Origin of the sequence: Leptolyngbya sp. BC1307 (assembly GCF_002286735.1) — a bacterium.
Lineage (GTDB): Bacteria > Cyanobacteriota > Cyanobacteriia > Phormidesmidales > Phormidesmidaceae > Phormidesmis.
The window spans coordinates 24,526-50,238 of record NZ_NRTA01000013.1 but is presented as its reverse complement, the minus strand read 5'-3'; the positions used below and the strand labels follow the sequence as shown (position 1 = coordinate 50,238).

Sequence of the window (25,713 nt, the reverse complement as noted above, 5' to 3'; positions counted from 1 at the left end):
CGCTAGCGGTTGCCCTTCACGGTTAATCTATTCCCGTTTGCTCTAGCTCTTGCCCACTCCCAGATCGAGAGAGGTTGCCTGGCTGAGCATTCATCTACCCTTCCTTTTCACATCCCATGTCAGATTTATACGTATCCTGGTTAGATTATCACCGAAACATAGAACAGTTGGCCCTGATGGTACACCGCTCCGGCTGGCAATTTAATCAAATTGTGTGTTTGGCCAAGGGCGGGCTGCGAATTGGCGATATTATCTGTCGGATCTCTGATCAGCCCCTAGCTATTCTCTCGACGGCTTCTTATGGTGGCGAGGGCAACCGTACCCGGGGCTCTATTACCTTTTCAAATGACTTGAGTATGACCACCGCCAATTTGGGTTCACGGGTCTTAGTGGTCGATGATTTGGTCGATTCGGGGCAGAGCCTGAAGCGCAGCCTGTCGTGGCTAGAGCACAAATATGGCTTCTATATCGATGAAATGCGCACCGCCGTGCTCTGGCATAAAGAGTGCTCAGTGATAACACCTGACTACAGCGTCCACTATCTAAAAGACAATCCCTGGATTCATCAGCCCTTCGAAAACTACGAGGAGATGAGCTGGGAAGATCTTGCCAGCCTGGAAGACTCATCACCGGGTCAGACTGCTCAGCCCAGCATGACCCGATAGCCGAGGTAAGAATTAGTGCCTGTCGCTAAGCAAATGGCCAATCAAATCGATTTGTGCGCATTCGCGCTGAATTGCTATACACTAAGCCCGTCGCTTCTACCCGCACCTTTCTACTAGCCCTTTGAAAACAACCGATATCACCGGTAGCCCAAAACTTGTAGCGTCTGTGAGTACCCCCCCTTCTAACCTGCCTTCTGACGACATTCCGGCTGCTCGCCGACAGTCACCTCAGTCTGCTTCAGCGCCAACAGCCGCCAGGCGACGAGGCCGATGGGTGGCAGTAGCCTCCAGTCTGGTCGGCGCGATCGCCCTGGTAGGATTGGGCCTCTGGCAGCGGGATCGGCTGAGCGCCCAAGTCAATGTCATTCAGGCAGTTATTCTCCCTTTGAAAAGTTCTGCCAATGCGGCAGGCGATCGCTCTCTACCTGCCGCGAACCTACCCGAGCCCTCTACAGACAGCGCTGACCCGAGCCCGCCTGAGCAGCTGCTCAATCACCGCCATTATGATACGGCTCTCCCCCAAGATCTGGTTCCGCTAAATTCTAAAAGTCAGATTCGGCTGCGGCCTGCGGCCCAAGCTAAAGTTGTCGCCATGATCGCCAAAGCCAAGTCAGAAGGCGTTCAGCTAGGCATCATTTCTGGATTTCGCTCTTTAGAAGATCAGCAGTACCTCTTTTTTGATGTCAAAGCAGAGCGAGGCGAAACCTCTAAAACCCGGGCTGAAGTCAGCGCCCCTCCTGGCTATAGCGAGCACCATACCGGCTACGCAGTAGACTTTATCGACGAGAGTAACCCGGCCACCCACTTAGAAGAAAGCTTCGAAACCACCGCTGCCTATCAGTGGCTAGAGCAAAACGCCGCCTTCTATAACTTCGAGATGTCTTTTCCTAAAGATTCGGCTTCACCTTTGAGCTATGAGCCGTGGCACTGGCGCTACGTTGGGGATCAAGAGAGTTTGGAGTTATTTTATAAAGAGTAGTCGATTCTGCTTAGCTGCCGCTTTGTTATAAAGGGCACCTCCTATGAACCCCACCACTTTAAACTTGCTCGCTGTCTCTGTCTTTGCCTTTACGATGCTGAGCTTGGTGGGGCCGCTGCTGAATATTTCGCCAGGCGCAGTGGCGATCGCCCTTTCCGGCTGTGCTGGCATCGTCGCCATCGACCGCTTTGGCGCTCAGGGAAAAGGCGGCACGCTGCTAATTGACTTGCTCTCTCGTCAATCTTCAGAGTATCGCCAGCGCATTTTGCACCACGAAGCGGGCCACTTTTTAGCTGCCTACCTGCTCGAAATTCCGGTACAGAGCTACACGCTGAGCGCTTGGGAAGCCCTGAAAGCAGGTCTTCCGGGTCAGGGCGGTGTGGTCGTTGAGGCTACTGCTGAACCAGATACAGCTAGCGCCCAGCTCTCAGATCAGCAGCTCAATCGCTACTGCATTGTTTGGATGGCAGGCATTGCTGCTGAAAAGCAGACCTACGGCAGCGCTCAGGGCGGCCAAGATGACCAGATGCAGCTCCGAGGCGTGTGGCAACGACAGCGCCCTACTAGCGAACCCGAAACCCAACTGCGCTGGGCCCTACTCCAGGCCCAAACGCTTTTAGAAAAGCAGCAGAGTGCCTACGAAGCCCTGGTGACCGCCATGGCCAACCGAGCCCCCGTAGAGACCTGCTGTCAGAAGATTGAAGCGCATAGAGTGTCTGCCGATCTAGAGAGTCAGGCGCTCACGACCTGATTACGCCCTAATGCCTTAGCCCTGAGCAGATTTTGGTCGGCTCGGTGCAAAAAACTGTAGCCTTGAGCGTCATCTTCTAGCTGCAATTCAGTCAATCCGATGCTAACGGTGACCTCAATTGTGCTGACATCGTTGATTGCAGTAGTGAGTTCGAAAGGGTCATCGGCAACGGCCTGACGCAGGCGCTCGGCTAGTGCCTGTCCTTCTGTCAGATTGGTATTGCTCAAGATCACTACAAATTCCTCTCCCCCATAGCGGAACGGCGTGTCATAGAACCGCATATCGTTGAGCAGTCGCTTAGCCAACTGCTTGAGCACATCGTCTCCTACTAGGTGGCCGTAGCGGTCATTGACCCGCTTAAAGTAATCTATGTCGAGCATGAGCAGCGATAGCTGAGCCTCCCGAGCGCGGGTTACCTTGATTTGCCGGGGCAGTTCCAAATCGAAGGCACGGCGATTGCTGACCTGAGTGAGCGAGTCTACCAGGGCGATCGCCGAGAGCCAGTCATGAATTTGCAAGAGGGTATGATGGCGCTGAGCCCGGGCGAGCCCTACTTGAAGGTAGGCTTGCGCTAAGCGTTGCTGGCTCTCGCTAAAGAGTACCGATGATGTCATTTCCTCACCGTCAGGCGGGCCGTCCGAGTAGGAGTAGCTTTGAGGCTGAACCGTCGGTTGAACGAGATTGGAGGTTGACGAGGTCTGCGCCGGTGTTAGCCAGAGATAGGCATCGGCTCCAGACTCTAAAGCGGCTGCCGTCTTTTCTGAAAGCAAATCTGACAGACCGTAGAGAAGCGTATGCTCGGTCAGCATTCCAGTTGGCGAATCGGCATTGAGCGATCGCCCCTGGCTCTCCCCTGACTGCCCATCTAGCTGAGAGGCTGGCGGCACCTGACTCGGCCAGATTTCTTCAACGACAATAAAGAAAGTGCCGCGCAAACTCCGATCAAATGTTTTGACTACCGATCCGTCTATGAGCTGACTGGCTTGCGCAATGACTACGTCCGGAAGTGATCGCGCCATGAGCGCCCTGGCTGTGCTCGTTGTCGCCGCCGATGTGAGCGTGAGCGCATCAAGACCGCGCACCTGGGCAATAATGATGGCGGTGAAGCGATCGCTTCCAAGAAGTAGCACACTATTCACAGTAATCTTCCTACCAAAACCAGCTGGCCTTCAATCAACGCCCGCAGATCCCGCGCTCAAAGGGACTCGCCAGTCTTCCTTGTAAGAAAGGATACACAGCTAGTATTCGCGTCAAACCTTAGCGATCGCTGACTTTTTTGCTCGTATTGTTCTGTCATCATCAGTACTGCACCGCTGACAAGAACTATAGAGCAACATCAACGATTGAGCGACTCATTCCCGGTCAGCAGAGAAAACTGGCATCAGCCAAAGGTCGAAAAATAAAATGGTGAAAGCCTGTCTGCACAAAGCGCCTGTGTTCTGCGCTGAAGATATGCATAGACGATACATAGGTGAAATTGATCCGTACTTACTCGCAATCAAAAGCACTCTATGTATAAATAAATGCGGAATTTTGACTAAGTATGGTTTCCGTTTTTACAGTCTCGGTGCTGTGGCTGGATAGCGAGCAGTGACAGCTCGATAAATTTAGTTAGCAGTCCAGCAATATCAACAAACCTCATCAGTTCTAAAACACCTAGATCTTTAATTACTTCGAACGGTCAGCGTAAAAAACATATTGCTAATGGCTGCAGTTACCTGCATAGCTCATAAGTTTTCTCGGCAAACGCCCGTGATTGTACTGGTATAGATTAATGCAAAACCAGATCACTTTTGAGGGGAGCTTTTAGTTCAGCGAATTGGCGTAGGCATCTGGATAATCCTGTTACGGCAAATGGCTGATGCGCTCAGGTTGATAGTATGTTGGCAGTTCGCTGATATCCAGTTTTGCCGCATGCCAGTCGAAACCTTCAAGAATGTGGCACCATTGATTGAATCTGAGATTGAATCTGGAGCGCTGAACCCGTCACCCTTTTCGTTAGCTTTATGTCTGTCAATCAAACCCCATCCCATAACGCTTTACCCGCTCTCAGCGGCGCTGACATTCGCCAGAAGTTTCTAGCGTTTTATGCGGCCAGGGAGCATCAGATTCTCGATAGCGCTTCCCTGGTGCCTGAAGATCCGACTGTGCTCCTGACGATCGCTGGAATGCTGCCATTTAAGCCGATCTTTTTGGGTCAGCGGACTGCAGAGTTTGACCGAGCAACGACAGCTCAAAAGTGTATTCGCACTAACGATATCGAAAACGTCGGTCGCACCGCTCGCCACCACACGTTTTTTGAGATGCTGGGCAACTTTAGCTTTGGTGACTACTTTAAGCGGGAGGCGATCGCCTGGGCCTGGCAGCTCTCCACCGAAGTATTCAAACTCCCACCAGATCGACTGGTTCCTAGCGTTTTTCGCGAAGATGATGAAGCCTTTGCAATCTGGCGTGACGACATTGGCATCCCGGCGCATCGGATCATTCGCATGGATGAAGCCGATAACTTTTGGACTTCTGGCCCGACTGGCCCCTGTGGCCCCTGCTCAGAAATTTACTACGACTTTCATCCCGAATGGGGTGATGACAATATCGATCTAGAAGACGACAGCCGCTTCATTGAGTACTACAACCTTGTCTTCATGCAGTACAACCGCGACGCAGCGGGTAAGCTGACGCCTCTAGATGCGCAAAATATTGACACCGGTCTGGGCCTAGAGCGCATGGCCCAAATTTTGCAGGGCGTGCCTAACAACTATGAGACCGATCTGATCTTTCCGATTATCCAAACTGCCGCCGAGATTGCGGGCCTGGACTATCAGCAAGCAGGCGACGCGCAGAAAGTGTCGCTGAAGGTGATTGGCGATCATGTCCGCGCGGTCATACACATGGTGACAGACGGCATCACGGCTTCTAATGTAGGCCGGGGCTACGTGCTGCGTCGTCTGATTCGCCGAGTGGTTCGCCACGGCCGGCTGTTGGGCATTGAGAAACCCTTTACAACTCAGATTGCTGAGACTGCGATCGCCCTTTCTGAGCAGGCTTATCCGGCTGTGCGCACCCGCCAGACCGCGATTAAAAATGAGCTAGACCGGGAAGAAATTCAGTTTCTTAAAACCCTGGAGCGCGGCGAAAAGCGGCTGGCTGATATTTTAGAGGGCCAGCCGGAGAAGGTCTCTGGAAAGGATGCCTTTGAGCTGTATGACACCTATGGTTTTCCGCTAGAGCTGACTCAAGAGATCGCTGAAGAGAGCGGTATTGCTGTAGACGAGGCTGGCTTCAACGAAGCGATGGAACATCAGCGACAGCGATCTAAAGAGGCCCATGAAACCATCGATCTAACGGTGCAGGGCAGCCTGGATTCTCTGGCAGACGCCATTGACTCGACTGAATTTGTCGGCTATGAGCAGGCAGATACTCAGAGCAAAGTAGAAGCAGTTTTGATAGCGGGTGAGTCAGTCAACCAGGCGGGGATCGGTCGTGAAGTGCAGGTTGTTTTAGATCGAACGCCTTTTTATGCAGAATCGGGCGGGCAGATTGGTGATCGCGGCTATCTCTCCGGTGAAAATCTGGTCATCCGTGTCGAAGATGTGAAAAAAGAAGGCGCGTTTTTTGTGCATTTTGGCAAAGTTGAGCGAGGTGCCGTTGCTGTTGGCGATCAGGTGAGTGCAAAGATTGACCTCGCCTGCCGTCGTCGGGCTCAGGCTAACCACACCGCGACTCATCTGCTGCAAGCCGCGCTCAAATCTCTGGTAGATGAGTCTATCTCTCAGGCCGGTTCGCTGGTTGATTTTGACCGGCTGCGGTTTGACTTTCATGCGCCCGAAGCCTTGAGCGCTGAGCAATTGCAGCAGGTAGAAAAGCAGGTAAACACCTGGATTGCCGAAGCTCACAGCGCCGATGTGCAGACGATGCCGATTGCCGAAGCTAAAGCTAGAGGCGCTGTTGCCATGTTTGGTGAAAAGTACGGTGATGACGTGAGGGTCATTGACTACCCGGGTGTTTCTATGGAGCTGTGCGGCGGTACGCATGTGGGCAACACCGCTGAAATTGGGGTCTTCAAGATTGTTGCCGAAACGGGTGTGGCAGCGGGCATTCGCCGGATTGAAGCAGTCGCGGGGCCGGCGATATTAGATTATCTAGAAGTGCGCGATCGCATTGTCCGCGACTTAAGCGAACGCTTCAAGACCAAGCCTGAAGAAATCACCGAACGTGTCACTAGCCTGCAAAGCGAACTTAAAACCGCTCAAAAAGATCTCGCCGCGCTTAAATCTGAGCTAGCTTTAGCCAAATCCGACCAGCTAATTGGCCAGGCTGAAACCTTTGGCGATATTCCCGTTTTAGTTGCAAATCTAGATGCCGTTGAGCCCGACGCGCTGAAAGCTGCTGCTGAAAGACTGTTACAAAAGCTAGGTGAAGGGGCAGTCGTCCTGGGCTCTGTACCTGAACCAGGCAAGGTCAGCCTGGTGGCGGCTTTCAGTAAACCCGTTATCGGTAAAGGGCTACAGGCCGGTAAGTTTATCGGCGGCATTGCTAAGCTGTGCGGTGGCGGCGGCGGCGGTCGGCCCAACTTCGCGCAGGCAGGCGGACGCGATGCCGATAAGCTTCCCGCAGCGCTAGAGGCAGCAAAGGTACAGCTAAAAGAAGCTCTGGGCGGATGACTTGAAGGCTGAAAAGATGACTTATTACAGATGGTTGGAGAGTCCCTTAGGGGCACTGTTGCTGACTGGGGATGGGCAATCGCTCACCGGCCTCTATCTCAAAGGCCAAAAGCATTTTCCCAAACAGACCGAAGCCTGGCGCGAGTCCGTGCAAGCAAATCCCTTTAACCAGGTTCAAGAACAGCTCGCCGAGTACTTCGATCATCAGCGCCAAAGCTTCAATTTGCCAGTGGCTGCACGCGGCACCGATTTTCAGAAACAGGTCTGGCAATTGCTCAGTCAAATCCCATTTGGTAAAACCATCTCTTACGGCTCACTCGCTCAGCAGCTCGGGCAACCAACCGCGTCACGCGCAGTCGGAGCCGCCAACGGACGGAACCCGATTTCAATCGTAGTCCCCTGTCACCGGGTGATTGCCGCTAGCGGTAAGCTCACAGGCTATGCAGGCGGCATAGATCGCAAACGATGGCTGCTTGAGCATGAGACGGCAAATCTCGAAGATTCACACCCCTCTCAACAACTGTTGCTCTTATCTGACTAATCTAAGCTTTCCTACTTTGACAGTCAGCTATTGGGTGCCAAACATGCGATCGCCCGCATCTCCTAGCCCTGGCAAAATATAGCCGTGTTCGTCTAGTTTGTCGTCAATTGCGGCAGTGAAAATAGGGACATCAGGGTGTTCTGCGTGAAAGCTGGCGATGCCTTCAGGCGCGGCCAGCAGGCAGACAAACTTGATCGATTGGGGCTGAGTTTCTTTGAGCCGGTAAACAGCAGCGATCGCCGAATTACCCGTCGCCAGCATCGGATCGACCACCAACATTTCTCGCTGATCAACGCCGCTGGGCACCTTAAAGTAGTACTCCACTGGGCTCAGCGTTCTCGGATCGCGGTACAGCCCGATATGACCGACCCGGGCCGAGGGGATTAGCCTGAGCATACCGTCTAAAATGCCCTGCCCCGCCCGCATGATGGAGATTAACACTACCTTTTTGCCAGACAGCATCGGCGCGTCCATAGTGGCAAAAGGGGTTTCAATAGAGACTTTTTCTAGGGGAAGATCACGAGTGACTTCATAAGCCAACAACATGCTAACTTCTTCTAAAAGCTTCCGAAACTTGGCAGTGCTGGTCTCTTTTTGCCGCATCAGCGTTAGCTTATGCTGAATCAGAGGATGCTCAATAAGCGTTACCTGATTTGTCATGAAAGCATCTCACATTGTTTCATTAAAAGACTGTCCCATCGCTTTGAATCGTAATCGGGGGCGCGCCGGTTGGCCTGAGCTGCTTGGCAATGCGCCGCCCGGCTGCCCAAGTGCCGCCCTCTAACACTTTGATTAGCGGCAGCTCTTCAGGCGATTTGTTGAGTAGGTGACGGACGCGATCGCCAATCAAATCCAACAGTACAACTGTCAATGCTCGCCACTCTACCACTACAGGCGAACTGGGTAGGTGAGAGTCACCCATGACCGCTGCATGTTTAGGAATCAACAGCTTTAAATCAACACACAGCCCACCATTGCGGTATTCTGCTAGGCCGGTGAGCGCATTGAGATTAGTGACTGCTATGCCTGCTACGCTCAGAGGTTCAACCAGAGAATAGGTCAGCCACTGCGAGAGTTTATGGAACGGGATCAGATTTTCGCCTAATCCCTGATCAGTTAGGCTCGGATGGGGCCACACATCGCCCAGATTGGTACCGGCAAGGGTCACCCGACCCGGCCAGATCGAGCCAAGGCTCTCCAATACCTCTGTCAACAGCGTGCCCGCATCCAACTCCATACCATAGCGTTCTATCCAATAGTCCAACAGATTGCCGGGTCTTGCCGGGTTTTGGGGAATACGATCGCTCTCTAACAGCGCTTTGCCTAACTGCTGTAAGAGAGACAAGCGACCTGAGAGCCCGACCAGAGGATTGCTGTCATCAACTTGAAAGGCCCCGGCTAACTCAGCTTCGTTCAATCTCTTCAGCCCAACGGCATCCACCTGATAGGGCAACTCATGATCAGACGAGAAAAGGCCCTGCTCAAAAGCGTGAAGACTCGCTACAGCTAACCCTTCTGAGCGTTCTAAGCGTTGGTCAGCGTAGGGATCTTGGTAGCGCCACTCAGTGCCAGCACCCGCATCTAGCAGCACGCTGACGATGGCCAGATCAAGCTGCGATCGCGCCATCTCCAACCGATCAAAGCCCGTCACCTGAAAAGCCTGATTGAGCTTGGCGAGTCGGGGCACACTGCCCACATCAAAATGCCGCCAGCGGCTGTGGAACGGCACGTCAAAACTAGGATACGCCTGCTGAGTGGTCTCCACAACGTAAGCGGCGACCTGATCTAGCTGGGACAGATCGCAAGAGAAATACTCAAGCTGGTCGGCCTGAGCCAGATCAAACAGTTGCTGAGCGCGATCACGAATGGCCTGCGGGGTCTGTAAGTAGGCGATCGCCGCTTTTTCTGCTGGCCTCATCAGGCTTCCTCATACTGACGACCAATGGTTTGAGTCAGTACAGTTTCCTCGGGCACTGCTCCCTCTGTAAAATAGCCCGCCGCCTTCTTCGCATTCATCTCAACTTGAGCATCTGCTGGGATCAGCGCTTCTGGAATTGAGATTCGCTCGACAATTTCAATGCCGGACTTGACCACCGCGTCGTACTTCAGATTGCTCATCGAGACAAACTGGTCGATCCGGGTGATGCCCAGCCAGTGCATTACATCGGGCATCAGCTCTTGAAAACGCATGTCTTGAACGCCGGCAACGCATTCAGTACGGGTGAAGTAAGTATCAGCGCGATCGCCGCCTGCCTGCCGTTTGCGAGCGTTATATACCAAAAACTTAGTCACTTCGCCCAGCGCCCGGCCCTCTTTGCGCGCGTAGATGATGACGCCAGCCCCACCGGCTTGAGCGGTCGCTACTGCCACTTCGATGCCGTGAACCAGATACGGGCGACAGGTGCAGATATCTGAACCGAATACATCTGAACCGTTGCATTCGTCGTGAATGCGCACAGCTAATGGCCGATTGGGGTCAGTGATAGCTTCTAGGTCGCCAAGTATATAGACGGTAAGTCCCCCAATCGGTGGCAAAAATACCTGCAGGTCAGGCCGCGTCACCAGTTCTGGAAACATGCCCCCCGTCTGTTCAAACAGGGTGCGGCGCAGGTCGCTTTCTTTGACGCCAAACCGCTGAGCGATTCCGGGCAGATACCAAACGGGCTCGACGGCGGCTTTGGTAACTACCAGGTCTCCTCGCTTGTTTAAGATTTTGCCATCTACCTGCAGGCGACCCCGAGAAACGGCTTCTTGCAGCTCTGGAATGTTGATATGGGCTTTGGTAATCGCAATCGAAGGGCGGATGTCATAGCCTTCTGCTCTCAGCTCAGCAAACAAATTGTTGTCTATTGCTCCAAAAGGGTCGAGCGAAACGATCTTCTCAGCATCTGTCCAGCTAGGGTATGGACCGATAGAGACCGTGGGCGCAGTATTGGTTAAGTCGGCGCGGTGGTCTTGCTCCAGGCTACCGCTGGCGATCGCCAAAGCCCGATACACCGCATAGCCGCCAGAATGCGTCCCGATTGCATTGCGGTGAGCCCGGTTCCCTAGCGTGGCAATAATCGGCCCGCGCTCAACCGGGTCAGGATACCCCCACCGAATCGGCAGCGGTTTCTGTCCGGACTGCCCAGGATGCGAGGTTAAGACAATATGCTTATGCCGAGGCGACTGCGCTGATGCCATCCGTGGAACCCTTTTGTCAACGAATTCTCAAATTAGCCTACAAGGGTCATTTTTGGCTGTAGTTGAGATTGCCAATTTATAATGTATCGGCTTTAATGCTGCGGCGCTGGAGTTGGGGCGACTCTAGCGCATGCTGATCTAAAAACGCTGGGTTGCTCAGCACCAAGCTGTCTAAAAGTTCGATGAGCTGCCGCCGCGATCGCGGATCGAGCTGCGCAGAAGGTTCATCTAATACCTGTACCTGAGGCTGCATAGCGAGTACACCGGCGATTGCTACCCGCCGTAGGGTGCATCCGCGCAGCGATGCACCCCTGAAAAATCTTTTCTCTCACCGAAATACTTTCTAAGGCGGCGCACAATTGGGGGCAAGAGCCAGATTTGCTGCTGGGGGCGTTTCGATTGTCCCTATCTCCTGATTGCCCCTATCCTCTAACCCTACTCACCTACGCCCCTACCTATGATGCTGCTCTCCGTGGGGAATCAGCGAGTGGGGTTTCTCTAGGCCATGTTTCTCCATTAGCGATTGGTCGCCCATGATCGCTCGGGGACAGCCGTCGGCGATGATGCGGCCTTCGTCGATTAGGATGACGCGATCGCATGCTTCCAGCACAAACTCTAGGTCGTGGGAGGAGATTAGCACGGTTTCGGTGGAGTTTTGCAGAAAGCGAATCAGGCGGCGGCGGGTGCGCAGGTCGAGGCTGGCAGTGGGTTCGTCGTAGAGAATGATCTGGGGGGTCATGGCGAGGAGGCCAGCGATGGCCACCATTTGCTTTTCGCCGCCGGAGAGATGATGGGGCAGGCGGTCGAGCAGGTGGGTGATGCCGGCCATATCGGCGGCCTGAGCGACGCGGGCGGCGACTTCGGCGGGGTCAAAGCCCATGTTTTGGGGGCCAAAGGCAATGTCATCGCGCACGGATGCCGAGAACAGCTGGTCGTCAGGGTCTTGGAACAGCAGGCCAACTTCGGGGCGAAACTGTCCGGGTTTGAGGGGTTCGCCAAACAGTAAAATCTCGCCAGCGGCGGGGCTGAGCACGCCGCACAGCAGCATAAACAGGGTAGTCTTGCCGCAGCCGTTGTGGCCAATGATGCCGACGCGATCGCCTGCCTGCACCGTCAGCGAGATCTGGCACAGCACGTCGGGCTGGTCGGGGTAGCCAAAGGAGAGAGTCTGGGCGGCGATCACCGCTGGTCGAGGCTCTGCGGCCATAGCTAGGGGGTCAAACCCGGTCGAGACTGAATCTATTGACACATTCATCGTTGGCCCATTTGTCATCGTCATTTCTGTCACCGGCGCAAGATTCCTTCAGCTATGACTAACGCGATCGCAGCGGCCAGCACTAGCCCCGCCAGCCCCCAGCTTAGGGCGCAGGGCTGGGCCGCAGCACTCTGCCCCACGACTGACTTTGTGCCGTAGCCATAGCCCCGCAGTCGCATAGCTTTATACACCCGATCCGACTGCTCGTAGCTGCGAATCAGCAGATTGCCCGCCAGCATCGCTAGCTGCTCCATGGTCTGGCGATTTACCCGCAGCCAGCGCTGGCGCTTTTGGCCAAAGCCCCGCAGCCGCATGGCCTGTTGCATAGTGGCCAGCATGGCGGCAATCTCAAACAGGTAGCGGTACGACAGCAGCGTCATATCGGCCAAGACGGTGGGCAGACCGAGCGATCGCATGGCGTGCAGCAAAGTCAAAAACGGCGTCGTGCCCAGCAAAATAAACCCCAGGGTCAAAATCGACAAAAACCGCCCCACAATCAGCAGCGTCGCCATCAGACCCTCTTGGCGCAGGGTCAGCCAGCCCCACTGTCCCAGCACCGTATCGCCCACGGTCAGCGGCAGCACCACCACCAGCGCCAAAATAAATAGCCCCGGATAGCTCAGCCGCTGCCGCAAAAACGTCAGCGGCAGCCCTGACAGGCCGTAGAGCACCGCCGCCAGTCCCAGCATCCAGGGCACCAGGGCCAGCTGGCGCACCGTTGCAAAGGCAAACATCAGCCCCACCAGGCTGACCAGCTTCAGCCGGGGCGACCAGCGGTGAATCACCGACTCGCGATGGACATAGGTATCGAGACTCGCGGCTCCCATGGTGTTTAGCCCTCCAGCAGCTCGGGTTTCACCCGGCGCAAAAACAGCACCAGCATGGCGGTAAAAATACCCTCCACAATGGCCAGGGGCACATGGCTCACCGACAGCGCCAGCACCGCCGTTTGCTCAGCCCCGGCATCTAGCTCAGCCGGAATGTTAAAAATAATCAGCGCCAGAAAAATCAGCGCCGCTACCCCCAGCCCCAGGGCTCCGCCCAGAAAGGCAAAGACGCCTGTGCGAGTGGGCTCAGCCAGGGGCTTACCCACCGAGTTGCGCAACTGAAAGATGTGGTAGGCCAGCAGCGCCGGAATGCCCATCATGGTGGCATTCACCCCCAGGGTGGTAATGCCACCATGGCCAATTACCAACGCCTGAAAAAACAGGCCAATCAAAATCGCCGGAAAGGCAAAATAGCCCAGCACCACCCCCAGCAACCCATTCAAAATCAAATGCACGCTGGCGGGCGGCACCGGAATGTAAATAGACGACGCCACAAAAAACGCCGCCGTTAGCAGCGATGCCTTAGGCACCTCCGCCGCCGGGTCGGGTTTTCGGTTGATCTGCCGCAGAGAGTACCAAGTGGCCAGACCAGTGACAGCGTACCCCGCTGCACAGACCTGGGCAGATAAAATTCCGTCGGGAATATGCACTAGCGCTTGCCTCGGGCGAAAAATAGAGCGGTGCCAATAAAGCCCCAAATTACAGAGCCAATGGTAACGCCCCGCTGCACTGGAGACAGGCCAGTACTCGAAGAGATTAAAGAATTGGTTGGGGTTTCGGCCTCATTCTCAGAGTCAGGCCCAGAGTCAAGCCTTGGAGAAGGAGCATCCTCAGCGCTGGTGGCAGGGGCAGCTTCAGCCGCAGCGGTCACGGGAATGGTGGAGATCGCACCGTGCCCCGCCTGGCGCACCACCACCTCCCAGTTGCCCTGCACCGTCTCATCGGGCACAAAGCTAAACCGACCCTGGTCGTCGGTAGTGCTCTGCTGCCAAACCTCAGCCGGGTCGTCAGGAGCGTAAACCAGCACCTGGGCCTGGGCCATCGGTTCCCCCGTTTCGAACCGGGCCTGCACCTCAACGCTGCTGACCCAACGATGCTCCATTGCAACCCCGTGGCCCAGCACCGGCAATGCCCAACCTACCGCTCCCAGAGCCAATGCCAACGCAAGGTTTAGTCTCATGAGGCTGTCAACCTCACCTCTTCACAGTGGCCCTCGCCCACGTGGCCCAAGCTCGGCAAAACGGCTAGAAATGTGGTGTAGTCTTCCTCCGACAGCCCGGCCTGAAGGGCGGCGCTATCGACATCCACCATGCCGTTGGTCGCCAGCGCCGCCAGCGGGTCAAACCCCAGCGCCCCAGTGTTGATGCTGTCGTCGGGGGGCGCACCGCCATCGCCAAACAGGTGGTCAAAGTGGAAGGTGGCCTCCATCTCAGCTTCTTCGCCAGCAGTCAGAATGCCCTTGCGCTCGTCGCCGACAAAGTCGCCGCAGGTAAAGGCCAGCTCCTCGTTCACCTTGATGGCGAAGGGAATGGTTTCGCCGTCTTTGCTGGCCGTGCCCTGCATCCAAACGGTGTAGCCCTCAGACGGGCCGCTTTCGGCGGGCACCATACGCCAGGCCAGGGCGTTGAAGCGTCCTGCCGGAGCCTCAACCTCGCTCACCATCACCGGGTCAGCGCTCTCATCGCCCTCGGCTAGGTCAACCACCTGAGTGCCCTCGACCTTGACCTCGGCCTCGGCCTCTAGGGTGCCGCCCGCCTCAGGGTCAAAGGGAGGATCGGTCTGGGCGGCAGTAATGTCGGCCAGAGACACGTAGACATTGTCAAACTCCACCTCCCACCCGTCTTTAGTGGTAAACCCTTCGCGCACAAAGTCTTCGCCGTTGGCGCGAATCACCAGGGTGCCGCTCTCGCCGTCAGCACTGGCGGCGGTTTCTGCCTCAGGGCTCGGGTCGGGGGCAGTGGCGGTGGGGCTTTCGCTACCGCAGCCAGCCAGCACCCCTAGGGCTAAGCAGCCCAGCGCGCCAACCGTGAAAGCTTTAAACGAATTGCGTTGCATAGTACCTAAGAAAATAGATGGCTTAGCGCCAGGAGGCAAGTGTCGCATCAGAATGTCGAGCGGTTTTGGGCCTTGGCCCGACAAACCCCAGCCTATTTACTTAACCCCAAGCTTCCTGAAACGCGCAATGCCTAGGGGGGGCATTTATTTACGGTCTCCACTGCCAAAACGGTAGTATGAAGCGGCAGATCCATCTATTAATCCATCTACCGAGCCGAGAGCCTAATGCACGACGTCATTGTGGTGGTAGCTGGGTGGTGGCTACCCTGCCGGAGCTTCGACCGCCTACCACTTGGCCAAGCAGGGGCACTCGGTGCTGGTCATAGAGAAGGAGTCTTTACCCCGCTACAAGCCCTGTAGTGGCGCGGTGTCGCCCAGCGTGGCCCAAGTTCTTTGACATTGCCTGTGCACCGGCGCCAAATCACCCTAGACGACGGCAGCACGCAGCAAAATCCGCACACTTTAATCTTTGGTCGCGGCGGCCAGCCTCTGAACGTAGCCAATCCGCTGCGGGGTGGCGACACCGTGATTGATCTCACAGGTGTACTCAGCTTCGACTTCGGCAGCTACCGCATTCAGACCAATTAAAACATTGACTTTCAGCCGGCCCATCCTCGTCCGGCTACCTTCGCTGATGTCGGCGGCTCGCTCAATCTAGCGAGTCTCCTGGTAGTAATGCCGATATTAGCGACGAGCAGGGCAACTTTAAGGGCACTCAGGTTCGGAGGCGGAGGCAGTAGCCGCCTAGCTAGCCACCGCTCCGACCGGCAGCGCTGACGGAGACTTTTTGATCGTAGGCGATCTCAGTGCCTATGCCTAAGAGGAGCCCATTACCGCTTTAGAAGCCACTTAGTCCGCAGTATATAACGGTTCTAGCTATCACTAATGTATTAAGCTAAGTGGCCAAAGCTATAGCAGCGCAGTTTTTAGGCGAGAGTGCCTACTCATTTGTTTTTGACGGGCAGCTTGGCACCTCAGACTACGCCCTAGCCAACCCCCTTTACTACGCACTCAGGTCACTGGCGCAACCGAGTGGCATATTAATGCGGATGAACCCGATGTCATTGACCAAAATCTGGATTTCGCTTGAGAAGCAACTCTCTTGGACGGTCAAAGCCCCTTCAGAACCTCCGATCACGATTCGATATTAATCGGGCTAGATCTAGCGACCTCGGCGACACGAAAGTCAGCGCACAATCAATGCTCTCTAGGCAGCTCAATATTGAAACTGGTTCCTCTGCCCAGCTCAGATTCGCAGTAGAGCTTGCCGCTGTGTTCTTCAATAATCCTGTAGCTAATTGATAGCCCTAAACCTGTTCCTTTGCCTACTGGCTTAGTCGTAAAAAACGGATCAAACAGCTTGTCTAACTGTGGTTTTACAATCCCCCTACCATCGTCTTTAATCGATATCTTCACCCAATTATCCACTACCTGAGTTGTGATCGTAATATGTTTGGGCCTGTCTTCTTCAGCATCTGGCTCTAGGGACTGTAGCTCATCAATAGCATTGGCCAGCAGGTTCATAAAGACCTGATTGATCTGCCCCGAATGGCATTCCACCAGAGGGAGCTCACCATATTCTCTCACCACTTCAATCGCAACTTGGGTACTGTTCGACTTCAGTCGATGTTGCAAAATCAGCAGAGCACTCTCTATACCCTCATGAAGATCAGCCGCTTTGATACCTGATTCGTCTAATCTAGAAAAACTACGCAGGGATGAAACAATTGCCTGAATCCGTTGAGTGCCAGTAGACAAAGAAGAACAGAGTCTGGGTAAGTCTTCTGCGATGTATTCAATGTCGGCCTCCTCTAGCAGTGCGCTAATTTCGGCAGATGGCTCAGGATAGTGCGCCTGATAGCCTGCAATTGCTTTGATCAAGTTGTCTGAATATTTTTCTAAATGCACCAGGTTGGCATGAATGAAATTAACGGGGTTATTGATTTCATGGGCGATGCCAGCCACCAGTTGTCCGAGGCTAGACATCTTCTCTGTCTGAATGAGCTGGGTTTGCGTGGCCTTTAAATTATCCAGCGTACTTAAGAGTTCTTCTGATTTACGGCGGTTGTAATCGAGTAGAGAAGCATGCTGCAAAGCGACGCCTAGCTGCGCGGCGACCTGACTGGCAAACTCAACTTCTACTGGCTCCCACTGGCGAGGTTCTTTGTGCTGATAGGCGCTCAAAATTCCCCACAGGTCTTGTCCGACAAAAATCGGAACGGTGATGAAAGCTTTAATGCAAAGCTGCTCGTAGAGCGCTAGGTGACATTGAGAAAAGCTCTGCTGGTAGACATCATCGACGACAAAGACCTCTCCTTGGCGATATCTGCCGCCTTGAGTTTCTTGCAGATAAGTATCGTTCCAGACGGTATTGACGCCTAGCGGACCCACATCTAGCCAGCGGAGCGTTGCGGCTTCAAAGTCTGCTGCAAATTCGCCGCCCCAGTTGGCATCGAACCGATAAACCGAGACTCTATCGGCAGTCAAGATGTGGCTCAGTTCTTTAGTAGTGACCTGAAAGATCTCGGCGATGTCGAGCGACTCGCGAATTTTAGTGACGATAGCGATCAGTAATTTCTGCCTGGAAAAAGAATTTTCTAACTCCTGATTGGAAAGCTGTAGCTGTTGTGTTTTTTGCTGCAGCTGGTCTGTGCGCTCGGCTACCTGTTGCTCTAGATTGGCATTGAGTGCTTGCACCTGCTGATATAGCCGGTACTGTTCAACAGCGGTAGCAAACCGTTCGCCGAGCGCCTGAGCGTACTTAATTTCGGCTGCTGTCCAGGCTTCGGCCTGACCTTTTTGACTTTGCCGCCAGACTTCAAACGATTGTCTGGCCATGAGCTGCCGCGTGTCCGGATGGTGGTATCCGGCCCACAAAATTTCGGTATTGGCCTCATTGCGAAAAATAGTCAGACAGCCGACCACCTGCGAGCCATGGCGCAGCGGAATGATCAGCAGGCTGCATACGGATGTGGCTTCAAAGAACGGGGCCAGCGTGCGGAACAGCGGTTCGCGGTAGAGATGATCGACTGCCCACAGGTTGGGCCAGTGGGTAGACCGGCTATCCTCGCGTTGATCTGCGCCCATGCTATAGACCGAACGCATCCACTGGACTGACCAGGGTCGGTAGCCGCTGCTGTCAGGGCCAGGCTCAATGATTGAGCCTAGAAAATTTTTCCAAAGAAAATTTTCTTCAATCACCCGGCCTTGGGCTTCGTTAATAGGGACGGGCTGTTCGCCGCAGGTGTAGAGTTCTCTAGGCTGAGATTTTCTGGCCATCAGGTAGAGCCTGCCGCCGGATCCACTAAACGTAGCGACGGCTTCTTCAAGGGCTGCCTGTGGCTTCGTCGTGGGGCTGTTATAGAGCAGTTGGGTGACGCGGTTGATGTTGGCCTCTTGCTCTGCTTGGGCGCGCACGCGGTTGAGTAATATCGACTGAGCGATCGCTACCCCTACCTGATCAACCACAGCTTGGATAAACTGCAGCTCGGCTTCTGCTACGACTCGTGACTCACTGTGATGGCAGGCCAGCAGTCCCCACAGCTGTGCCGATGTTCCTGAGGGCAGGCGTACGCTTTTTTCGGTAGGCAGTTCTTTTAAAACGATGGGGACAACGACAGAAGACTGGACTCCCATTGCCGTTAGATACTCAGCGTGACAGGGGTCTAGCGGTCGGTAGCGAATGTCGATATCTGACTGAGCTTCTCCTGTCTCTAAATGATCTAAAGGGCTCAGCCCGATCTGGTGGTTAGTGACATCGACGATTGAGCGCTGGCGGGCTCTTAAAAACAGCTCCCGTGCATAGGGCGGAATGTCATCAGCCGGAAAGTGGAGACCCAGTAAGCTGGGCAGACGATGGTTGCTAATCGATTCGGCAATGACGGTTCCGCTGCTGTCTGGATTAAATCGATAGATCTTAACCCGGTCGATGCCCAGATAGTCCCGGACTTCTTTGACTGTTGTATCTAAGATTTCCTGCAGCTCTAAAGACTGCCGAATTCGATTGGCGATCCGATGCAGCAGATCTTCTTGGGTATTGCCTGTCAGACGCGCTAGCAGCTTATCCATAATCGATACTTGGGAAAATCTGAGGTGTTAAAACAGAATTCCCATTTTGATATTCGGTTTCTTAAGGCGGCATGACAAATCAGCCTAGCGTTAAAGCTGAATGCTGGTGAGTTCGGCTCTAGGGTCAGTAGATCTGCTGTCGCGGATTTGTTCGTAGAGAGACTTTTCGCGATCGCTCAATTCCTGAGGCGGTGTAATCACCACTTTGACCAGCTGATCGCTGCGGTTAGTCCCCTGCTTATCAGGCCAGCCCTTACCCCGCAGACGGAGCGACTGCCCCGACTTGACACCCGCCGGAACGCTGACAGTCACGCTACCGTCAGGAGTCGGCACGGTCACTTTTGCACCTAATACGGCTTCATCTGGCGTAATCGGCACCTCGCAAGTCAGGTTATCTCCTTCTAGCTGAAAAAAGCTGTGCGGCAACAGCTCAACCGTCAAATAGACATCGCCGCGCTGCTGAGTTTGCGGATTTAGCGCGCCTTTGCCCTTCAATCGAATTTTGCTGCCGGGCTTGACGCCTGCCGGAATCCTCACAGTGACCGATTCGCCGCCAATGCTAAAGCGCTTTTGAGTACCGCGAAAAGCCTCGGACAGGCTCAGCTTGAGATCGGCTGTCTGGTCGAAGCTGCCCTGGCTGACGCGAGTGCTAGCCCCTGCCCGGCTGGCGGCTCGCGGGTCAAAGCCAAACCCACCGCTGCCGAAACCGCTAGGGTCAAAGCCGCTGGCACCGCCCGGCTTTTGATAGCCGTAGGAGCTAGCGCGAGCCCCGCCCCCACCAGTGGCAAAGCGACCCAATAGCTCGTTGATGAAGTCGTCAAAGCTACCATAAGCGCCAAAGTCAAAGCCGCTAGCAGCACCGGTCGCCCCCCCCGCAGAACCGCCCGCAGGACCACCGGCCCGGCTAGCCTGCTGCCAATATTGGCCAAACTGGTCATATTTGGTACGCTTTTCGGCGTCAGAGAGCACTTCGTAGGCTTCGCTGACCTCTTTAAACTTTGCTTCCGCTGCTTTGTTGTTAGGGTTAACGTCCGGGTGATATTTACGCGCTAGCTTCCGAAAAGAGCGCTTAATGTCGTCGGCACTGGCCGTTTTACTGACCCCCAAAATGGCGTAGTAATCTTTGAAGTCAGTTGCAGCCATACTTATCCTCCCTCACTGTCAAACCTCAATGTCAAATCTAATCCGGTTAAGCGGGTCTATATCAATCTGTAGAGCGCTATCTATATGTCCATCCAGGTAGACGCAGAATACTCCCTAAAAATCAGCGTAGCAAAGCTGCCTCCGTTTAGAGGTTCGGTTTGTAGGTTCGGTTAAGGGTGTGTGTAGCGGTCGATGGCTGACCCGGTGGCTGCTGTTGCCGAGGGCGCGATAGGCTACTGCTGATCGCGCCCTCGGCCATATAGTTCTGTTAGCTCTTTAAGGTGAGCGCTAATGGTAGGCGTGAGCATAGGCGTCACGTAGCGCCACGACCAGTTGCCCTCGCCCACCCCTGGGGTATTCATGCGAGCGCCGCTGCCCAGCCCTAACAAGTCTTGTAAGGGCACAATGGCCTGGTTAGCCACCGAACTCAGCGCCAGCCGAATCATGACCCAGTGAACGTTGTCTGGGTCAAATGCGCCGACATAGGCCGCTAAATGTTGCTTCTCGTGATCTGGAGCCTGCTTAAACCAGCCAACGGTCGTGTCATTGTCGTGGGTGCCTGTGTAGATTAAAAAATTACGATCTACGTTGTAAGGCAGGTAAGGATTTTCGTAATCCGAACCGAAAGCAAACTGCAAAATTTTCATGCCCGGGAGATCAAAGCGATCGCGCAATGCCTCCACTTTCTCATCGATTAAGCCCAGATCTTCTGCCAAAAAAGGCAACCGACCCAGCTGCGCTTCCACCGTCTCAAAAAACGCCTCACCCGGCGCTTCTATCCACTCTCCATTAATAGCGGTCTCTTGACCAGCAGCAACAGCCCAAAAAGCCTCAAACCCCCGAAAATGATCAATCCGAATCAGGTCTACACAGGCCAGCATCGCTCGGAGACGCTGGAGCCACCAGCTAAACCCACCCGCCTGAACGACCTCCCAGTTATAGGTAGGGTTGCCCCACAGCTGACCCGTCTGACTGAAGTAATCTGGCGGTACTCCCGCCATCTGAGAAGGGTTGAGCGTCTCTTCATCCAGCATGAAGTTCTCGGGGTTGGCCCACACGTCAGCGCTGTCATGCGCCACATAGATAGGCATATCGCCCACGATCTGAATGCCGTGCTGGTTGGCATAGGTCTTTAAATCAGTCCACTGCCGGTAAAATTCAAACTGCATGTACTCGTGGAAAAAAATGTCAGCCGCCAGATCCATCCGGGCACGGTTGAGCGCATCTGGGTCGCGCCGCGCAATCGACGCATCCCACTGCGGCCAAGACGCGCCCCCATGAGCATTTTTCAAAGCCATAAACAGGCCGTAGTCTTCTATCCAGGCGGCGCAGTCTTTACGAAACTGGATAAACGCCCGACGAGTGTCATCATCAGCGATTTCCTTGAACCGTTCCGCAGCCTTGCGCAACCGGCTCAGCTTAAAGTCATAGACCGCTTCGTAGTCCACTGCGTTTTCTGGGAAAGGCTCAGCCCGAGCAAGGTCGTCGGCGTCAATTAGTCCGTGCGCTTGAATCGTCTCCAGGCTAATCAGCAGCGGGTTGCCCGCCATGGCCGAATAAGCCATGTAGGGTGAATTGCCATGGCCCGTTGGCCCGAGCGGTAAAATCTGCCAGAGCTGCTGCTGGCTCTCAATCAAAAAGTCAACAAATCGATAGGCTTGAAAACCCAAATCACCGATGCCAAAACGACCGGGAAGCGATGTGGGATGCAGTAAGACGCCGCTGGCTCTGGGAAATGACATAGCTACTTTTGTTCAGTTGCTCAGAACTCTATCACGGGCAGATGGACGCCATACTCTGCTTTTTGAAAGAAGCATTAAGAGAATGTCATGATTATAAAAAATTTGAGACAGCAATGGCCGAGCAAACGTCCCATAGAAATCCTGCCCCTACTGTAGATCTGATCATTGAGATGGCGGATCGACCGCATCGACCGATTGTGCTGATCGAGCGGCTGAATACGCCTTATGGATGGGCGCTGCCGGGCGGATTTGTAGACTATGGCGAATCGGTAGAGATCGCCGCGCGGCGAGAAGCCCAGGAGGAAACCAACCTGCTGGTGACGCTGATTGAGCAGTTTTATGTCTATTCAGACCCCAGCCGCGATCAGCGTCAGCACACTCTTAGCATCGTCTTTATTGCGACAGCGACCGGTCAGCCCTCGGCCCAAGACGACGCCAAAAGCCTGGCCATTTTTAACCCTTGGCAGTGCCCTGTAGATCTGTGTTTTGACCATGACCAAATTCTGCGAGACTACTGGCGCTACCGTCACTACGGCCAGCGACCTCGGTTGCAGTGACAGCAGTTAGCTAAACCCATTCTTGCATTTGGTGTTTGTCAGATCTCGCCTAGCCAGTAAAATAGGCCGGTGAGGTTCTGAAGCCGTCGCCATTTGAGACTGCTTCGGCCTGTGAGATGCCTGATGAGCTGACTGACCTTAAGGAACGATAGACAAGTGCGCAAAATCATTCAAACCGATCAGGCTCCGGCTCCGGTAGGCCCCTATAACCAGGGGGTAGTAGCGTCGGGGGCCATGCTGTTTGTGGCGGGGCAAATTCCGCTAGATGCGGCAACCGGTGAACTGGTCGGGACAACGGTCGCTGAGCAAACTGAAAAGGTTTTGCAGAATCTAACAGCGGTGGTGAAGGCCGCAGGTACAGATCTATCTCAGGTGGTAAAAACGTCGGTCTTTTTGAAGGACATGAATGACTTTGCCGCCATGAACCAGATATATGCTGAGCATTTTGGTGACGAGAATGCCCCAGCCCGGGCCTGCGTAGAGGTGGCCCGTCTGCCTAAAGATGTGCTGGTCGAGATTGAATGTATTGCGATGGTGTCCGCGTAGGGCAGCGGCTTTTGATTCAGAAGTTTTGGGGGGAAGTATGGCGGATTCGTTGGCGATCGCAGTTCTAGCAGCAGGCAAAGGCACCCGCATGAGATCGGCCCTGCCGAAAGTGCTTCACTCGCTTAGCGGCCTGCCCTTACTCCAACACGTATTAATCAGCACAGCGACAGTCCACCCCGTGCGGCAAATCGTAATTGTGGGCTACGGCGCAGACCAGGTAAAAACTGCGCTGGCTCATCTGCCCAATTTAGAATTTGCTGAGCAAGCTGAACAGTTAGGAACGGGACATGCCGTACAGCAGGTGATCCCAGCGCTGGCAGGCTTCGAAGGCAATCTGCTGGTGCTCAATGGTGACGTACCTTTGCTCAAACCTGAAACCATCGAGAATATTGTCAGCACCCACAATGACAGCGGCAGCGCCGCCACTATCTTGACGGCGAAAATAGACGATCCGACCGGGTATGGACGGGTCTTCTGTGACGAAAATCTCGTCGTTAAAGAGATCATTGAGCACCGCGACTGTACCGCAGCCCAGCGCGCCAATCAGCGGATTAATGCGGGCATCTACTGCTTTAGCTGGTCGGCGCTGATGACCGTTTTGCCGCATCTCAAAGCTGATAACGACCAGCAAGAGTACTACCTGACCGATGTCATTAAAGATCTCTCACCCGTTAGGGCGGTAGACGCGCCGCCTGCTGAAATCGCAGGTATTAACAACCGCAAGCAGTTAGCTGAAGCCGAAGCAGTCATGCAAAAGCGCATTAAAGACGATTTGCTGCTGTCGGGAGTGACGCTGATCAATCCTGATACGATTACGATTGATGCCACCGTGTTGGTAGAGCCCGACGTGGTGATTGAGCCGCAGACTAACCTGCGCGGACGCTGCGTAATTCACCCAGGCTGTCACATTGGCCCCGGCTCTCTGGTAGAAAATAGCGTCATTGGCGCGAATACCACACTCATTCACTCTGTCATTACCGATAGCGAAGTCGCGGGCGGCGGGCGGATTGGCCCCTTTGCTCATATTCGTGGTCAGGCGGTCGTCGGCGAAAACTGCCGGATTGGCAACTTTGTTGAGGTGAAAAAATCGACAATTGGCGATCGCACCAATGTGGCCCACCTCTCATATATCGGCGATGCAGAATTGGGCCAGCAGGTTAACGTGGGGGCAGGAACGATTACCGTTAACTACGACGGGCGCAATAAACACAAAACGGTGATTGGCGATCGCACCAAAACCGGCGCTAATAGCTGTTTGGTCGCCCCCATTACCATTGGATCTGATGTCACGATGGGCGCTGGCTCGGTGCTGACCAAGGATGTCGAGTCTGACTGTCTGGTGGTGACGCGATCGCCGCAAAAGAGCATACCCGGATGGAAGCCTGAGTACCTGAGACAGGCACAGACAGAGACGCCAGCCAAGGACTAGAACGAGAACCGTCAAAACTGGATCCGAGACAGCCTTTAGCCATCGGCCTCAGCTAACCGCGCTATGTTTTATGATTTTCTCTGTTAAGAAAAATATCTATCTCAGGGACTTTCTATAGTTCGTCTAAAGGTTGATTTATGAATTCGAGCGTCCTTCTTAAGATAGAGGCACTGAAAGAGCGACCCGACTAAAAAGCTGATCTAAAAACAAACACAGCCCTAAAGAGGAAATCAAGTATGGCAGATAGCTATCAGCCCGTGGCCGGTGACACCTTAGACCGTGACAGTATGACCCTGTCGCAGCATGTGCTTCAGCAGCTTGACAGCTTTGGTCCTGAGGCCCAGGATCTCAGCGCCCTGATGAGTCGAATCGCGCTGGCTGGCAAGCTGGTCGCCAGACGACTGACCCGAGCGGGCCTAGTAGAAGATGCGCTGGGATTTACCGGGCGTGAGAACATCCAGGGAGAGTCCGTCAAAAAGATGGACGTATACGCCAACGATGTCTTTATCTCCGTATTTCAGCGCAGCGGCCTGGTCTGCCGCCTGGTCTCCGAAGAAATGGACGATATCTACGACATCCCTGAAAACTGCGCGACCGGTCGCTATACGCTTTTGTACGATCCCATCGACGGCTCCTCTAATGTCGATATCAATCTCAACGTCGGTTCGATTTTTTCGATTCGTCAGCAGGGTGAAGATACCGATAAAACCGGCGCTGATCTGCTAACGTCCGGTCGAGATCAGGTCGCAGCAGGCTACATTCTCTACGGCCCCAGCACGGTGTTTGTCTACTCTATTGGCAAAGGCGTTCACGCCTTTACGCTAGACCCGAGCCTCGGCGAATTTATCTTAGCGAGTGAACATATTCAGATTCCCGCCCACGGCGCTAACTACAGCGTCAATGAAGGTAACTTCTGGCAGTGGGAAGATCCCTATCGCGACTATATTCGCTACGTCCACCGGCATGAGGGCTATTCAGCTCGCTACAGTGGCGCATTGGTCGGTGACTTTCACCGGATCTTAATGCAGGGGGGCGTGTTCCTCTATCCCGGTACGCTCAAAAAGCCCGATGGCAAGCTCAGACTGCTCTACGAATCTGCGCCCCTAGCCTTTTTAGCGGAGCAGGCCAGCGGCAAAGCAACGACCGGCAAGCAGCTGATTTTAGACGTAGACCCCGACCAAATTCACATGCGGACGCCGCTGATCATTGGCAGCAGCGAAGATGTGGCACTGGTAGAGTCGTTTTTACAAGAGCGCGAACTAGAGCGTCCGCCCGTAACATCAGGTCGAACACTTGGTTAAATAGCCGATT

The 25,713-nt window shown here is 54.4% G+C and carries 23 protein-coding genes and 2 pseudogenes; 12 read left to right on the top strand and 13 right to left on the bottom strand.

Annotated elements, in window-relative coordinates:
- The first annotated feature begins 116 nt into the window (after nt 1–116).
- From CKL79_RS09775 to CKL79_RS09765, 3 genes are all read left to right on the top strand, one after another.
- The gene (locus tag CKL79_RS09775; protein WP_121969396.1) at nt 117–665 is read left to right on the top strand and encodes a phosphoribosyltransferase family protein; all 549 of its coding nucleotides are present in this window, start codon (nt 117–119) and stop codon (nt 663–665) included.
- A 166-nt stretch (nt 666–831) separates the two neighbouring features.
- Nucleotides 832–1,644, top strand: a complete 813-nt coding sequence (locus tag CKL79_RS09770; protein ID WP_121969395.1) for a M15 family metallopeptidase — start codon at nt 832–834, stop codon at nt 1,642–1,644.
- Between the two features lie 43 nt (nt 1,645–1,687).
- Nucleotides 1,688–2,395, top strand: a complete 708-nt coding sequence (locus CKL79_RS09765; RefSeq protein ID WP_121969394.1) for an ATP-dependent Zn protease — start codon at nt 1,688–1,690, stop codon at nt 2,393–2,395.
- Here CKL79_RS09765 and CKL79_RS09760 read toward each other — a convergent pair.
- Nucleotides 2,377–3,534 carry a GGDEF domain-containing protein gene (locus tag CKL79_RS09760; protein ID WP_121969393.1) on the bottom strand — a complete coding sequence of 386 codons (1,158 nt, stop codon included), beginning with the start codon at nt 3,532–3,534 and terminating at the stop codon, nt 2,377–2,379. The two genes, CKL79_RS09765 and CKL79_RS09760, sit on opposite strands and share 19 nt — an antisense overlap.
- 867 nt (nt 3,535–4,401) lie before the next feature.
- Between CKL79_RS09760 and alaS the strand changes: the two genes are divergently transcribed.
- The gene (alaS, locus tag CKL79_RS09755; RefSeq protein ID WP_121969392.1) at nt 4,402–7,056 is read left to right on the top strand and encodes an alanine--tRNA ligase; all 2,655 of its coding nucleotides are present in this window, start codon (nt 4,402–4,404) and stop codon (nt 7,054–7,056) included.
- Nucleotides 7,057–7,072: 16 nt separating this feature from the next.
- A complete protein-coding gene (locus CKL79_RS09750) occupies nt 7,073–7,597 on the top strand; it encodes a methylated-DNA--[protein]-cysteine S-methyltransferase (RefSeq protein ID WP_121969442.1) in 525 nt (174 codons plus the stop codon).
- A gap of 27 nt (nt 7,598–7,624) precedes the next feature.
- On the opposite strand, the gene upp is transcribed toward CKL79_RS09750, so the two are convergent.
- The 9 genes and pseudogenes from upp to CKL79_RS09705 form a co-directional block, all read right to left on the bottom strand.
- Nucleotides 7,625–8,257 carry a uracil phosphoribosyltransferase gene (gene upp, locus CKL79_RS09745; RefSeq protein ID WP_121969391.1) on the bottom strand — a complete coding sequence of 211 codons (633 nt, stop codon included), beginning with the start codon at nt 8,255–8,257 and terminating at the stop codon, nt 7,625–7,627.
- Between the two features lie 22 nt (nt 8,258–8,279).
- Nucleotides 8,280–9,515 (bottom strand): URC4/urg3 family protein, encoded by a 1,236-nt coding sequence (locus CKL79_RS09740; protein ID WP_121969390.1) that lies wholly within the window; start codon nt 9,513–9,515, stop codon nt 8,280–8,282.
- Nucleotides 9,515–10,780: a GTP cyclohydrolase II gene (locus CKL79_RS09735; RefSeq protein ID WP_121969389.1), complete on the bottom strand. Its 1,266-nt coding sequence runs from the start codon at nt 10,778–10,780 to the stop codon at nt 9,515–9,517. The genes CKL79_RS09740 and CKL79_RS09735 overlap by 1 nt, the downstream gene beginning before the upstream one ends.
- Nucleotides 10,781–10,856: 76 nt before the next feature.
- A pseudogene (locus CKL79_RS09730) lies at nt 10,857–11,063 on the bottom strand (hypothetical protein); the annotation flags it as partial.
- Nucleotides 11,064–11,231: 168 nt separating this feature from the next.
- Complete coding sequence (locus tag CKL79_RS09725) at nt 11,232–11,987, bottom strand: energy-coupling factor ABC transporter ATP-binding protein (protein WP_121969441.1); 756 nt, start codon at nt 11,985–11,987, stop codon at nt 11,232–11,234.
- 77 nt (nt 11,988–12,064) lie between these two features.
- The gene (gene cbiQ / locus CKL79_RS09720; protein WP_121969388.1) at nt 12,065–12,862 is read right to left on the bottom strand and encodes a cobalt ECF transporter T component CbiQ; all 798 of its coding nucleotides are present in this window, start codon (nt 12,860–12,862) and stop codon (nt 12,065–12,067) included.
- 5 nt (nt 12,863–12,867) lie between these two features.
- Nucleotides 12,868–13,512 (bottom strand): cobalt transporter CbiM, encoded by a 645-nt coding sequence (gene cbiM, locus CKL79_RS09715; protein WP_121969387.1) that lies wholly within the window; start codon nt 13,510–13,512, stop codon nt 12,868–12,870.
- Nucleotides 13,512–14,042, bottom strand: a complete 531-nt coding sequence (locus tag CKL79_RS09710) for a carboxypeptidase regulatory-like domain-containing protein (RefSeq protein ID WP_121969386.1) — start codon at nt 14,040–14,042, stop codon at nt 13,512–13,514. Before CKL79_RS09710 ends, cbiM begins: the two co-directional genes overlap by 1 nt.
- Nucleotides 14,039–14,917, bottom strand: coding sequence for a DUF4382 domain-containing protein (locus CKL79_RS09705; protein ID WP_121969440.1), 879 nt, complete (start codon nt 14,915–14,917; stop codon nt 14,039–14,041). The genes CKL79_RS09710 and CKL79_RS09705 overlap by 4 nt, the downstream gene beginning before the upstream one ends.
- 225 nt (nt 14,918–15,142) lie before the next feature.
- Between CKL79_RS09705 and CKL79_RS09700 the strand changes: the two are divergent.
- From CKL79_RS09700 to CKL79_RS09690, 3 genes and pseudogenes are all read left to right on the top strand, one after another.
- Nucleotides 15,143–15,305, top strand: a pseudogene (locus CKL79_RS09700) (FAD-dependent oxidoreductase); the annotation flags it as partial.
- Between the two features lie 17 nt (nt 15,306–15,322).
- On the top strand, nt 15,323–15,505 hold the full coding sequence (locus CKL79_RS09695) for a hypothetical protein (RefSeq protein WP_141242186.1): 183 nt from the start codon (nt 15,323–15,325) through the stop codon (nt 15,503–15,505).
- Between the two features lie 311 nt (nt 15,506–15,816).
- Nucleotides 15,817–16,068: a hypothetical protein gene (locus tag CKL79_RS09690; RefSeq protein WP_121969384.1), complete on the top strand. Its 252-nt coding sequence runs from the start codon at nt 15,817–15,819 to the stop codon at nt 16,066–16,068.
- A gap of 46 nt (nt 16,069–16,114) precedes the next feature.
- On the opposite strand, the gene CKL79_RS09685 is transcribed toward CKL79_RS09690, so the two are convergent.
- From CKL79_RS09685 to malQ, 3 genes are all read right to left on the bottom strand, one after another.
- A complete protein-coding gene (locus CKL79_RS09685; protein ID WP_121969383.1) occupies nt 16,115–18,985 on the bottom strand; it encodes a GAF domain-containing protein in 2,871 nt (956 codons plus the stop codon).
- Nucleotides 18,986–19,075: 90 nt separating this feature from the next.
- Nucleotides 19,076–20,128, bottom strand: a complete 1,053-nt coding sequence (locus CKL79_RS09680; RefSeq protein ID WP_121969382.1) for a J domain-containing protein — start codon at nt 20,126–20,128, stop codon at nt 19,076–19,078.
- Between the two features lie 233 nt (nt 20,129–20,361).
- On the bottom strand, nt 20,362–21,870 hold the full coding sequence (gene malQ / locus CKL79_RS09675) for a 4-alpha-glucanotransferase (RefSeq protein WP_121969381.1): 1,509 nt from the start codon (nt 21,868–21,870) through the stop codon (nt 20,362–20,364).
- A gap of 113 nt (nt 21,871–21,983) precedes the next feature.
- Between malQ and CKL79_RS09670 the strand changes: the two genes are divergently transcribed.
- From CKL79_RS09670 to fbp, 4 genes are all read left to right on the top strand, one after another.
- The gene (locus tag CKL79_RS09670) at nt 21,984–22,427 is read left to right on the top strand and encodes an NUDIX hydrolase (protein WP_121969439.1); all 444 of its coding nucleotides are present in this window, start codon (nt 21,984–21,986) and stop codon (nt 22,425–22,427) included.
- A gap of 156 nt (nt 22,428–22,583) precedes the next feature.
- Nucleotides 22,584–22,973: a RidA family protein gene (locus CKL79_RS09665; protein WP_121969380.1), complete on the top strand. Its 390-nt coding sequence runs from the start codon at nt 22,584–22,586 to the stop codon at nt 22,971–22,973.
- Nucleotides 22,974–23,010: 37 nt separating this feature from the next.
- A complete protein-coding gene (gene glmU, locus CKL79_RS09660) occupies nt 23,011–24,402 on the top strand; it encodes a bifunctional UDP-N-acetylglucosamine diphosphorylase/glucosamine-1-phosphate N-acetyltransferase GlmU (RefSeq protein WP_121969379.1) in 1,392 nt (463 codons plus the stop codon).
- A 236-nt stretch (nt 24,403–24,638) separates the two neighbouring features.
- Nucleotides 24,639–25,703 carry a class 1 fructose-bisphosphatase gene (gene fbp, locus CKL79_RS09655; protein WP_121969378.1) on the top strand — a complete coding sequence of 355 codons (1,065 nt, stop codon included), beginning with the start codon at nt 24,639–24,641 and terminating at the stop codon, nt 25,701–25,703.
- Nucleotides 25,704–25,713: the final 10 nt, after the last annotated feature.